Annotated in this window: 11 protein-coding genes; 5 read left to right on the top strand and 6 right to left on the bottom strand. The window is 46.0% G+C overall.

Annotation, left to right across the window (positions count from 1 at the left end; all coding sequences use genetic code 11):
- The first annotated feature begins 4 nt into the window (after window positions 1–4).
- A complete protein-coding gene (locus B0180_RS00980) occupies window positions 5–1,609 on the top strand; it encodes an efflux transporter outer membrane subunit (RefSeq protein WP_233424883.1) in 1,605 nt (534 codons plus the stop codon).
- A gap of 98 nt (window positions 1,610–1,707) precedes the next feature.
- Window positions 1,708–3,918 (top strand): M3 family metallopeptidase, encoded by a 2,211-nt coding sequence (locus tag B0180_RS00975; RefSeq protein WP_208609372.1) that lies wholly within the window; start codon window positions 1,708–1,710, stop codon window positions 3,916–3,918.
- A gap of 46 nt (window positions 3,919–3,964) precedes the next feature.
- Here the strand turns inward: B0180_RS00975 and B0180_RS00970 are convergent, their stop codons facing one another.
- From B0180_RS00970 to B0180_RS00960, 3 genes are all read right to left on the bottom strand, one after another.
- On the bottom strand, window positions 3,965–4,564 hold the full coding sequence (locus B0180_RS00970) for a DUF2939 domain-containing protein (RefSeq protein ID WP_078255262.1): 600 nt from the start codon (window positions 4,562–4,564) through the stop codon (window positions 3,965–3,967).
- A gap of 89 nt (window positions 4,565–4,653) precedes the next feature.
- Window positions 4,654–5,322: a TerD family protein gene (locus B0180_RS00965; RefSeq protein WP_078255261.1), complete on the bottom strand. Its 669-nt coding sequence runs from the start codon at window positions 5,320–5,322 to the stop codon at window positions 4,654–4,656.
- A gap of 176 nt (window positions 5,323–5,498) precedes the next feature.
- Window positions 5,499–6,893 (bottom strand): FAD-binding oxidoreductase, encoded by a 1,395-nt coding sequence (locus tag B0180_RS00960; RefSeq protein WP_078255260.1) that lies wholly within the window; start codon window positions 6,891–6,893, stop codon window positions 5,499–5,501.
- Window positions 6,894–7,097: 204 nt separating this feature from the next.
- Here B0180_RS00960 and trhP point away from each other — a divergent pair, with 204 nt between their 5' ends.
- Genes trhP through B0180_RS00945 form a run of 3 tightly spaced genes read left to right on the top strand, consistent with a single transcriptional unit; the run spans window position 7,098 to window position 9,522 of the window.
- Window positions 7,098–8,519: a prephenate-dependent tRNA uridine(34) hydroxylase TrhP gene (trhP, locus tag B0180_RS00955; protein WP_078255259.1), complete on the top strand. Its 1,422-nt coding sequence runs from the start codon at window positions 7,098–7,100 to the stop codon at window positions 8,517–8,519.
- A 9-nt stretch (window positions 8,520–8,528) separates the two neighbouring features.
- Complete coding sequence (locus B0180_RS00950) at window positions 8,529–9,260, top strand: NYN domain-containing protein (protein ID WP_078255258.1); 732 nt, start codon at window positions 8,529–8,531, stop codon at window positions 9,258–9,260.
- A gap of 4 nt (window positions 9,261–9,264) precedes the next feature.
- Window positions 9,265–9,522, top strand: coding sequence for a YfhL family 4Fe-4S dicluster ferredoxin (locus B0180_RS00945; RefSeq protein WP_078255257.1), 258 nt, complete (start codon window positions 9,265–9,267; stop codon window positions 9,520–9,522).
- Between the two features lie 37 nt (window positions 9,523–9,559).
- Here B0180_RS00945 and B0180_RS00940 read toward each other — a convergent pair whose 3' ends face one another.
- The 3 genes from B0180_RS00940 to yihA are packed head-to-tail and all read right to left on the bottom strand — an operon-like array spanning window position 9,560 to window position 11,555.
- A complete protein-coding gene (locus tag B0180_RS00940; protein ID WP_078255256.1) occupies window positions 9,560–10,006 on the bottom strand; it encodes a GatB/YqeY domain-containing protein in 447 nt (148 codons plus the stop codon).
- Between the two features lie 20 nt (window positions 10,007–10,026).
- Window positions 10,027–10,872, bottom strand: a complete 846-nt coding sequence (rsmI, locus tag B0180_RS00935; RefSeq protein WP_078255255.1) for a 16S rRNA (cytidine(1402)-2'-O)-methyltransferase — start codon at window positions 10,870–10,872, stop codon at window positions 10,027–10,029.
- Window positions 10,869–11,555 carry a ribosome biogenesis GTP-binding protein YihA/YsxC gene (gene yihA, locus B0180_RS00930; protein ID WP_078255254.1) on the bottom strand — a complete coding sequence of 229 codons (687 nt, stop codon included), beginning with the start codon at window positions 11,553–11,555 and terminating at the stop codon, window positions 10,869–10,871. Before yihA ends, rsmI begins: the two co-directional genes overlap by 4 nt.
- Window positions 11,556–11,609: the final 54 nt, after the last annotated feature.

Genomic DNA, 11,609 nt, shown 5'->3' with positions numbered 1-11,609 from the left:
GATTATGAAAATCTCTACAACTGCGCGTATCTTGACGCTCTCAGCGCTGGCTATCAGCATGGCAGCTTGTAGTAGCATTCCAAAGAAAATTGACACATCGGCACCCGTTCTGGCGGTGCCCAATGTGCCTATGAAGGATGGCTATCAAGTCTATGATGCTGACACCATCAGTGTCGCTCAGGCGCCAAGTGTGGCATCACTGCGCTGGCAGGAATTTTATACAGACCCTAAGCTTGCAGCCTTGATTGAGCTTGCTTTGCAAAATAACAAAGACTTGCAATCGGCAGTCTTGGCTGTTCAGTCAGCGCGTGCCCAATATCAAATCACCGAAGCCAACAGCGTGCCACAAGTCGGCTCAAATGCCAGCGTAACACGCCAAGCCAATAACCGCGTCGATGCCAATGCCTCAACCAATTATAATGTTGGGCTTGCAATGAGTAGCTATGAGCTGGATTTGTGGGGTAAAGTCGCCAGTCAAAAAGAGCAGGCGCTACATCAGTATCTGGCAACTAACGCTGCCAAAGATGCTGCTCAAATCTCGATCATCTCAAGTGTTGCTCAAGGCTATGTGAGCTTAGCCCATGCTTTGGCTCAAAGACAGCTGGCTGACCAGACGCTAAAAACTCGCGAACATGCGATGATGATTACCCAAAAGCGGTTTGAGGCAGGAATTGATTCTAAGTCGCCAAGCCTGCAAGCGGCAAGTTCGCTTGAATCAGCGCGTTTGGCGGTATATGCAGCAGATACCAGTATCTTGAAAGCTAAAAATGCGCTGCAGCTACTCATCGGTCGCCCTGTCCCAAATGAGCTGCTGCCAGTGATAGACGCTAGTATGCACATGGGAAATATCACCGCACAGACACTGTTTAGTGCAGGTCTGCCCAGTGAGCTTTTATATTATCGCCCAGACATCGTGCAGGCTGAACATCGCTTAAAAGCGGCAGGCGCAAATATCAATGTAGCACGTGCGGCTTATTTTCCATCGATTCGTTTGTCATCGAATGTGGGTTTTAGCAGTAATAGTTTGAATAACTTGTTTGAATCAAGCGCGTTGGGTTGGTCTTTTGGACCTTCGATCAGTTTACCCATCTTTGATGCAGGCAGTCGCCGCGCCAATCACGAGATGGCGCAAGTCGCTCAGCAGTCAGCATTGGTGGATTATGAAAAAGCCATTCAAACTGCCTTCAAAGAAGTGTCAGATGTCTTAGCTGAGCGCGCGACTTTGGGCTTGCGCATTGATGCTCAGCTTCGCCTTCAAGATAACTATCGTCAGACTTATGATATCGCCTACGCGCGGTTTCGTTCTGGATTGGATAATTATCTGACGGTGCTGGACGCTGAGCGGTCTTTGTTTGCCAATCAGCAGAATATCCTGCAGCTTGAGCTTGCCAAACTGGTCAGTCAAATCCAGCTGTACCAAGCCTTGGGCGGCGGTGCAAGCTTAACCGCTGAGCAAATCACAGAATTGAATCGTCAGCGTGAAGCCATGCGCACCGCCGAACTTGCCAGTGATGAGATGATGGCTGCGCCTTTAGCTTCGCCTGTCACATCGCCGGTCATCGCACAGCCTGAGCCCGCTACCATACCAGCAGCACATCCGGCTCAGTGATTCTTTCGGTTATAAAAGCACCCATCAGCATGGGTGCTTTTGTTTTTGGCTTATGATAGAATGAAAAACCTAATTTTAATCAGTCATAAGGATGGATGATGAATCGACGTCGTTTTTTGTTTGGTAGTCTTGGCATGACAGCGATGGGTATTTTTGGTCTGCCTAATTTTGCTTTGGGTGTGGTGCCCAATGTATCATTGCAAATCCCCAAAGAGCTGATGGACAATCCTTTGCTTGATTTTAGTGGTTTGCCAAAATATTCAAAAATTAAGCCTGAGCATATCAAGCCTGCGATGATGTTTTTATTTGAAGAAGCCAAAAAAACCATCGAAACCGTCGCCAATGAGCCTGATATCACTTGGCAAAATTTCTACTTTCCGCTTGCTGCAATTGATGACAAAATCGACAGGGCATGGTCGGCTGTTTCTAATTTGCACGCGGTCGCCAATGATGACGCACTGCGTAAAGCTTATAATGAAGCGCGCAGCTTGGTGAGCGAATTTTATACTTGGCGCGGCATGCATCGACCATTATTTGACGCGGTTTTGGCGCTCAAAAACTCACCAGAATACGCTACTTTGACCACCGCCCAACAAAAGCTGATTGATGATGTTGTGCTTGAGTTTCGCCTGTCTGGCGTGGATTTACCCAAAGATAAACAGGAACAATTGGCGAAGATCGATCAGCGATTATCCGAGCTTAGCACGCAGTTTGGGAATAATGCTTTGGACGCCACCAATGGTTGGCATCGCACTTTCCCAACGGCGGATGCACTCAAAGGACTCAATGATGCGGCACTGGCAAGTGCAAAACAAGCCGCCGAAGATAAAGGGGAGAGCGGCTACCGCATCGGGCTTGATATTCCAAGCTATATGGCGGTCATGACTTATGCCGATGATGCCGATTTGCGCCGCACCGTTTATAAGGCATTTTCGACCAAGGCATCACCACTGGCGGATAATACTGCTTGGGATAATACGCCAGTCATCGCTGAGATCATGACACTGCGCCATCAAAAGGCAAAATTGCTTGGTTTTGATAATTTTGCTGAATATTCTTTGGCGACCAAGATGGCAGACAGCCCAAAGCAAGTGATGGATTTTTTGACCAATCTAAGCGTACGCAGCCGACCCAAGGCGCAGGCGCAGTTTGCAGAGCTAAGCGAGTTTGCCAAGCAGACTTATGGCGTGGATAAAATCAATGCGTGGGATGTGGCGTACTATACCGAAAAACACAAAAGCGCACTTTATGCTTTTGATAAAGAATTGCTCAGAGAATATTTCCCTGAAGAAAAAGTACTATCAGGTTTATTTGAAATTGCCAAGCGCTTATTTGGGATTACCATTCGCCGTGCACAGGCAGATGTTTGGGACAGCTCGGTGAAATTTTATGAGGTTTATGATCCCCAAAACCGCCATAAAGCTTCGTTTTATTTGGATATGTATGCCCGTGATAATAAGCGTGGTGGGGCTTGGATGTCCACAGCGATCAATCGCATTCGCCGTATCGATGCAAGCCCAGCTACACGCAGCAGCGATAGCAGCGCGATCAATCGCATTCGCCGTATCGATGAGAGTGTTCAGCTGCCTGTGGCAGTGATTGTGACGAATTTTCGCCGTCCGGCAGAAGGTCAGCCGTCATTATTATTGCATGATGAAGTAACCACGCTTTTCCACGAGTTTGGACATGCCATCCATCTGATGCTCACCCAAATGGATGTGTATGGGGTATCAGGTCTTTCAGGTGTGCCTTGGGATGCTGTCGAAGTGCCAAGCCAATTAATGGAAGGGTTTACCTTTAACCGTACGACGCTGCCTTTCATTTCGGCGCACTATCAGACCGGTGAGCCGCTGCCTGCTGATTTGCTGGATAAAGTCATTGAAGCCAAACATTATCAAGGTGCGATGAGCCTGATTCGTCAGCTTGAATTTGGTATTTTTGACATGCGCTTGCACAGCGACAGCACAGCTCATACGATGCAGCATGCCCAAGAGCTGTATTTAAAAGTCAATAAAGAAATTGGCGTCATCGATTTGCCTGACTTTGTCCGCCGACCGAACACATTCTCCCATATCTTTTCAGGCGGCTATGCGGCAGGCTATTATAGCTATCTGTGGTCAGAGCTGTTTGCCAATGATGGATTTGCTAAGTTTGAAGAAGAGGGTATCTTAAGCCCAGTGGTGGGCAAGCGATTGGAGGATACCATTTTGGCTCAAGGTGGCTCACGCTCACCAATGGCGTTGTATGTGGCTTATCGAGGTCGAGAGCCTAGCCTAAAGGCACTGCTTGCCAATTATGGCATCGAATGAGCCAAATGATACCTTGGCTTAACTATTTAAGCCAAGGTATATTAAGTTAATTCAGCGGTAAAATCACATCAACCACTTTCCAGTCAAATAATCCATCACGCTCAAGCACCAAAGTGGTGGTTTTTTGATTATCGGGTTTTGTGATTGTAACATGAAATTCATCCAAACCGCGGTAGGCGGTGTCGTACTCAAAAGCATCAGCCCGAAAATTGCTTGATAATTCTGAGAGCTCATTTGGATTGGCGCCATATAGCTGAGCTTGTTCGCCCAAATTCAGCTCTTGACCTTGCATGACCATCTCGATCATGCTTGGAGTCAGCAGCGTATCAACCAAGCCATCGACCATCGCAACTGCAAACATCGCCCCCATCATCGCAAAGCCATCTTCAAAATTGGTAGTGGTTGGCTCGTGGGGCATCGCCAGCATTTGACTCAGTTCTGGCGATTGAGCGATCATTTGGGTTTTGATTTGTTCTTTGACACTTGCCTTTACCCTGACAAAATCAACCGACTCAATGATTGGTGCTACATCTTGCGCATCAATCGCTTGTTTGAATTGGTGTAATTTAAGATAAGGCGATGCGGCATAGTAGCCGCCAAAAAGAACCAAAAAAATAACGATGAGCGCCGTAAGAGATTTACGCATTATAAAAGACCTGTTAAGATTTGACAGTCAAGGAAAGTAGGCGCATCACCAAAGGACGCACAACTGATTGGCGCCTAATTTTTAGATGTTTACCACCGCTTAGATTGTACAGCCTGAATGCGAGTCGTCACCGCGTCTGTGATCTTATCAAGGGATTTATTAGAAAGCTTGGTGAGCTTGATGTCAGCCATCGGTGAGCTCAGCTCCCAATCCCCACGATAGCGAGACAGCTGCCATATCGCCAAAGATTGGCAATCAGGCTCGATCTGGTCAAAGCTGATGTGATATGCCTTGGGTAGTTCTTTATCACCAAAATAGATCATGCCTTTTTGGGCTTTGCGAAGCGGCTGATTGTGGTAGCTACTTAACACAAAAATCAGATGATGGGCAGTATCAGGCAGCTGATCAAGCTTGATTTGGATTTGCTCTTGTTGGATCAAGCTGTCTTCAAAACTTTTGGCGCCCACCAAAGCATCCCCTTGATGGCGGATGGATTCGTCGGCGTTACGCAGGTTGCCATACCAAATCACATCAATGACATTAAATCCTTTATCATAAACAAAACATGACAGGTCAAGATCCATTGCAACAGGCGCATCGTCTGCCAGCGGCAATTTGGCAAGTAAAGCAGCCAGTCCTTGTTTTTCAAGACTGGTAAAGTGGTAACTGACGCCTGCGATTAGCGTACCATCAAGCTGATGTTCGCTCAGCTTAACTGGATCAAAATATTCTTTTAAGACATGAGTTTTGCGAGACATAAATCAATTTTATCCATGAAATGAACCGTCATCATACCTGATCTTGCCAAGATTTTCGAGTGCTGATCTTAAGATTTGCGCCCAAATTCAGTGATTTTAACAAAACACCTAAATAGATTGTACAAATGCACGCATAAGCCTTGCGTACGACAAGCTTATGCGCCACTTATCCAAGCTCAATCAAAAATCTTCCCAGGATTGATGATCCCATTGGGGTCAAAGACGGCTTTGATGGCTTTCATATAGTCAATCTCAGTCTGGGTGCGTGTGTAGGTCAGATAAGGTTTTTTGGTCATGCCCACGCCATGCTCAGCTGAGATGGAACCTTTGTATTTTTTGACGGTATCAAACACATAGGTATTGACCGTTTGACATTTTTCAAAGAACTCATCTTTGCTTAAATTGGCAGGCTTTAGGATATTTAAATGCAGATTCCCATCACCAATGTGTCCAAACCAGCAGATCTCAAAATCTGGATAATTATCTTTGACGATCTGTTCGATATCACTGATGAAGTTTGCCAAATGGCTGATCAGTACGGATACATCATTTTTATAAGGGGTGAACACTGAAATGGTTTCAGAAATGCTTTCACGCAATTTCCAAAGCTCCTGAAGCTGACCGACACTTTGGCTCATCACGCCATCAATGATCAAGCCATCTTCGGCACATTGCTCAAATACGCTCATCGCCAAATCCAGCACTTCTTCTGTCATCGCCTCAAATTCTAGCAACACATAAAAGGGTGCTTGGCTGTCAAAAGGTGCTTTGGTGTGACCTGCTGCGATGACTTTATCAACGGCAATTTGATCAAAAAATTCAAAAGCAGTTAAGTTCAGCGCCTTCCCAAAACGATCCAGCAGCGCCACAACGCTATTAAACTCAGGCACGCCCAGCACCATGGCGGTCAAGTTTACTGGCTGTTTTTCAAGCTTGATCAAAGCTTTGGTGACAAAGCCGAGCGTCCCTTCAGCACCGATAAACAGATGGCGAAGATCATAGCCTGTGGCGTTTTTGAGCATACCGCCGTTTAATTCTAAAATATCACCCTTGCCAGTGACGACGGTCAAGCCCAAAATTTGATTGCGTGTCATGCCATAGCGAATGACTTTGATGCCGCCAGCATTGGTGCCAATATTGCCGCCAATTTGACTTGAGCCAGATGACGCAAAATCCACCGCATAGTACAGATCTTTACTTTCGGCAAACTCTTGCAAAGCCTTGGTCACGACACCTGCTTCGACTTCTACCATGCGATCGGCATCATAAAACTGCCCAATGTGATTCATCTTATCGAAGCTGACCACCACTTCACCTTTTGACGCCACCGCCGCAGCCGACAGACCTGTGCGACCACCGCTAGGGACTAGGGGCATGCCATGCTCATTAGCCAATCGGACAATGGTTGCCACTTCTTCGGTGCTCTTTGGAAATAGCACCGCTTGGCAATCAGTGCTAAAGTGCACTGTCCAATCGCGTCCCCAGTGCTGCGTGGATTCGGTATCGGTTTTGATGCTCAAAGCAGGCAGGGCGTCTGATAGCGCCTGTAAAAATGCGTGATGTGGGTTCATAGTGGTCTCAAAATTTTCAAAAAAATAATTGCCTTATGATAGCAGATTATTGAGAATTTTTTAATGGCTTTTGACAAGATGGTGTGATTTTTGTGCAACATTAAAACCAGTATCATCGCTCATTTAAGGCAGGATAATCACCATCAATGCCGAAAAATTTGCTATAATATGGAGCAATTTTGACTATAAAAACAGAGCAGCTTTATGAATTCCCCAATCACCAAAAAATCTGAACTTCTTTGCCCAGCAGGAACATTTAAAAACATGCAATACGCCTTTGCTTATGGGGCGGATGCGGTGTACGCAGGGCAGGCACGTTACTCATTGCGGGTGCGTAATAACGATTTTGATGAAGAAAATTTGGCGAAGGGCATTGAATACGCCCATTCACTTGGCAAAAAGTTTTATGTGGTGGTCAATATCCAAGCCCATAACGCCAAGCTTAAAACCTTTATTGAAGATATTCGCCCCATTATTGAAATGAAACCTGATGCGCTTATCATGTCGGACGCTGGCATGATTATGATGGTGCGTGAAGCCTTTCCTGAGCAGGACATTCATCTGTCGGTACAAGCCAATGCAGTGAACTGGGCGACCGTCAAATTTTGGCAACAAATGGGCGTGACTCGGGTGATTGTCAGCCGTGAGCTGTCCTTAAAAGAGATTGAGCAAATCATCACAAAAGTCCCTGGCATGGAGATTGAAGTGTTTGTGCATGGGGCGTTGTGCATGGCGTATTCGGGGCGTTGTCTTTTGTCTGGCTATATCAACAAGCGTGATGCCAACCAAGGCACTTGTACCAATGCCTGCCGTTGGTCGTATAACACTTATAAAGCGACAGAAAACGAAACTGGCGACATCGTGCCTGCCACGCCCGAAGTGTTTGTGCCAAATCAAGCCCAAGATGCCAATGCCATTGGTAGTGTGAACCTTAACGGCGATGTGGTGATGGGCGATGACTATGTGGAGCAGCCGTCCGATGACGTGGTCTTGATAGAAGAACAAGGCCGTCCAGGTGAGCTCATGGCGATGTATGAAGACGAGCACGGCACGTATATCATGAACTCCAAGGATTTGCGTGCGGTGGAGCTGGTGCCTGATTTGGTCAATATGGGCGTGCATTCGTTAAAGATTGAAGGGCGTACCAAGTCGCATTATTATGTGGCACGTACCGCTCAGGTTTATCGCCGTGCCATTGATGATGCTTTGGCGGGCAAGCCGTTTGATACCAGTCTCATCACTGCGCTTGATGGGCTTGCCAACCGTGGCTATACCGAAGGTTTTTTACGTCGTCATGTGCATTCTGATTATCAAAATTATGACTACGGCTCATCTAAGACCGACAATCAGCAATTTGTCGCTGAAGTGGCGGACATCAGCGATGAGCGTTTGACTTTGACCGTCAAAAACAAACTGATGGTAGGTGATAGCATTGAAATCATGACTCCGCAGGGGAATGTTAGCTACACACTAACGGAGATGTGGGACAAAAAAGGCGCAGTGATAGACGGGGCGTTAGGCTCTGGTTGGGTGTGTCAAATTGCCAATCCCTTCAAGGATATGGATAAAGACGTGCTAAAATTTGCCCTAGTGATGAAAAGCGTGAGCGAACCGATTTATACTTGATGAGGATTTATGGATTTTGCAAATAAGAACGTGGCTTTGTTTATCGATGCTGACAACGCCCCTGCCAAAAAGATTGAATTTATTTTAAGTGAATTGGCAAAATTTGGCACAATCAATATCCGTAAAATTTATGGGGATTGGAAAAATCACGGTCTGCAAGGCTGGGAGGATGTCTTGTTAGACAATGCTTTAAAGCCAGTTCAACAGTTTGCCTACACCAAATCCAAAAATGCCACCGACATGGCGATGACGATTGACGTCATGGATATCTTGCACGAAAATAAAGTTGATGTGTTTTGCCTTGTATCGTCAGATAGCGATTTTACGCCACTGGTGATGCGACTGCGTCATGAGGGTAAGGTTGTCATTGGGTTTGGTGAACAAAAAACGCCAAAATCACTTGTGCAGGCATGTTCAAGATTTTTATATTTGGATGGTGAAAATACCAATCAAAATCATACAGGCATGTCCAAAAAGTCAAGTCATGATCTGAAACAAGATGCCAAGCTGATGAATTTATTGCGTCGCGCCATTTCAGAAGCCCAAAATGAAGAGGGCTGGGCTTCATTATCGGCAGTGGGCAGTATCATCAAAAATCAATCCTCGTTCGATAGTAAAAATTATGGCTATAAACAATTGAGCGATTTGGTGAAAGCCATTGATTTGTTTGAAGTTCAACTAAACGACAGTCATTACATCATTAAAAATAAAAAATCGCCTAAAAATTCAGCTAATACCTAAAACTATGGCACTAAAAATCACCACCGACTGTATCAATTGCGACATTTGTGAGCCTGAATGCCCCAATGATGCCATCAGCTATGACCAAAAAGGTCAAAAAACCTATGTCATCGACCCTGATTTATGCACCGAATGCGTCGGCTTTTATGACGAGCCTACTTGTGATAAGGTCTGTCCGATTGATTGTATCATCAAAGACCCTGACCGTATCGAATCAGAAGATGAACTTATCCAAAAATATAAAAAGATTTGGAATAAGTAAGCGCACCTGTTGGCGCGCTTTTGATTGGGGTGTTTGATTAGGCGGACAACGCCTTTTTAACCAATCCTGAAATGACCGCAGGATCAGCTTGACCGACGGTCTTTTCTTTGACCGCATTCATCACGCGTCCCATGTCTTTCATGCTATCAGCTTCAAGCTCGGTAATGGTCGCAATGATGATATCATTCAGCGCCGCTTCATCAAGCTGTGCTGGAAGAAATTGCCCAATCACTTCAATCTCAAATTTTTCTTTGGCGGCCAAATCATCTCGACCATTCGCTTCATAAATATCAAGCGATTCTTGGCGCTGTTTGATTTGCTTTTGTAATAGCTCAAGCACTGCTTTATCACCCAAAGTTGTTTGGCTGTCAATTTCTACTTTTTTGATCGCTGCTTGGACATTGCGCAGGATTTTAACCACGTCCATCTCACGAGCTTTCATAGCGGATTTGATGGCTTCTGATAGAGAGTCTTTTAAATTCATCTGGTGCTCCTTTTGGTCATTTAAATGGATTTTTGTTGATTTTGAAGGGTGAGTAATCTGTCATAAATATCTGATTTTTTGAGATTAAGCACATCAGCGACCACGCCGGCAGCCTTTTTTGGTGGCAATTCTTTGGCGATGGCAAGTAGCCACTGATCATAGTCTGTGCTTTGGTGTGCTGCATCATCACAGCCTGCTACCACCAAAACAATCTCACCTTTTTGTTGATTGCTGTCATTTTGAACAAATTGCAGCAGCTCGTCAAGGGGGAGCTTTTTGATGGTTTCAAAGGTCTTGGTCAGCTCGCGGCAAAGTGTCGCTTCACGACTTGCCCCAAAGACTGACACCATGTCGCTTAGGCTCTCGATGATGCGATGCGGCGCTTCATAAAATATCAATGTCTCTGTGCGATCGCGCCAAGCTTCCAGTGCTTTTAGGCGACCATGTGACTTGGCAGGCAAAAATCCTGCAAAAGTAAATCGGTCTGAAGGCAGTCCTGCTGCCGACAGGGCAGCGATCACCGCACACGCGCCTACAATGGGAATCACATCGATGCCATGTTCGTGAGCTGCCTTGACCAAGCGATATCCAGGATCGGAGATGAGCGGCGTACCTGCATCGCTGATCAGGGCGATGGATTGACCGGTGCTGAGTTTCTCGATGAGCCGCTGTGTTTGGGCGTCGGCATTATGCTCATGATAGGCGCTTGTTGGCGTGGTGATATTAAAATGTTTAAGCAGCTTGGCGGAGGTGCGAGTGTCTTCACAGGCGATGATATCCACAGATTTTAGGGTGGTGATCGCACGCTCTGTCATGTCTGACAAATTACCGATCGGTGTGCTGACGAGGTATAATTTGCCCATCATGAACCGACCTCGGGCTGCTTCTGATCTTGGGTGTTTAGGATAACATCATGATCTTGCTGACTTTGATCGGTCAAGTGCAGCCACTCACCAAGCACTTTGGCAAGATCATCGACACCTTCTTTTTTAAGCGCAGAAAACAGCTGAATGCTAAAGGGCAGCTCCAGCGCCTCTAATTGTTTTTTGGTGGATAGTAGCGCCGCCTTTTGTGCGCCGCGTTTGAGCTTATCTGCCTTTGTCAGTAGAACATGCACAGGCAGTCCGCCATCTTTTGCCCAGTGCAGCATTTGCTCATCAAAATATTTAAGCGGATGGCGAATGTCGGTCATCAAAACCAGTCCTACTAAGGATTGGCGGGATACCAAATATTCTTCAAGCTCTTTTTGCCATTTGATTTTCATGCTCTCGGGCACAGCAGCATAGCCATAGCCTGGCAAATCCACAATACGCGCTTGCTCATCGCCGACGGTAAAAAAATTAATCATCTGAGTGCGCCCGGGCGTCTTTGATGAGCGGGCAAGCTGTTTTTGATGAGTAATGGTATTGATGGCTGAGGATTTGCCAGCATTTGAGCGACCAGCGAACGCCACTTCAAAGCCCATGTCTTCAGGGCACAGCTTAAAAGTCGGCGCCGAAAGCAAGAATTTGGTTTGGTGAATTTGTTTTAATATCTCTTGGCTATTCATATCGTTTCATCATCAAACATAATGAGCTAAGTGTATCATGAAAGACCAAAAATA

The organism is Moraxella canis, assembly GCF_002014965.1.
Classification (GTDB): Bacteria; Pseudomonadota; Gammaproteobacteria; order Pseudomonadales; family Moraxellaceae; genus Moraxella; species Moraxella canis.
This window is presented reverse-complemented; position numbering and strand designations above follow the sequence as displayed.

Excerpts from the sequence above, each read along its gene's own strand:
- B0180_RS00980 (WP_233424883.1), top strand. The coding sequence starts at position 5 with ATGAAAATCTCTACAACTGCGCGTATCTTGACGCTCTCAGCGCTGGCT.
- B0180_RS00975 (WP_208609372.1), top strand. The coding sequence starts at position 1,708 with ATGAATCGACGTCGTTTTTTGTTTGGTAGTCTTGGCATGACAGCGATG.
- B0180_RS00970 (WP_078255262.1), bottom strand. The coding sequence starts at position 4,564 with ATGCGTAAATCTCTTACGGCGCTCATCGTTATTTTTTTGGTTCTTTTT.
- B0180_RS00965 (WP_078255261.1), bottom strand. The coding sequence starts at position 5,322 with ATGTCTCGCAAAACTCATGTCTTAAAAGAATATTTTGATCCAGTTAAG.
- B0180_RS00960 (WP_078255260.1), bottom strand. The coding sequence starts at position 6,893 with ATGAACCCACATCACGCATTTTTACAGGCGCTATCAGACGCCCTGCCT.
- trhP (WP_078255259.1), top strand. The coding sequence starts at position 7,098 with ATGAATTCCCCAATCACCAAAAAATCTGAACTTCTTTGCCCAGCAGGA.
- B0180_RS00950 (WP_078255258.1), top strand. The coding sequence starts at position 8,529 with ATGGATTTTGCAAATAAGAACGTGGCTTTGTTTATCGATGCTGACAAC.
- B0180_RS00945 (WP_078255257.1), top strand. The coding sequence starts at position 9,265 with ATGGCACTAAAAATCACCACCGACTGTATCAATTGCGACATTTGTGAG.
- B0180_RS00940 (WP_078255256.1), bottom strand. The coding sequence starts at position 10,006 with ATGAATTTAAAAGACTCTCTATCAGAAGCCATCAAATCCGCTATGAAA.
- rsmI (WP_078255255.1), bottom strand. The coding sequence starts at position 10,872 with ATGATGGGCAAATTATACCTCGTCAGCACACCGATCGGTAATTTGTCA.
- yihA (WP_078255254.1), bottom strand. The coding sequence starts at position 11,555 with ATGAATAGCCAAGAGATATTAAAACAAATTCACCAAACCAAATTCTTG.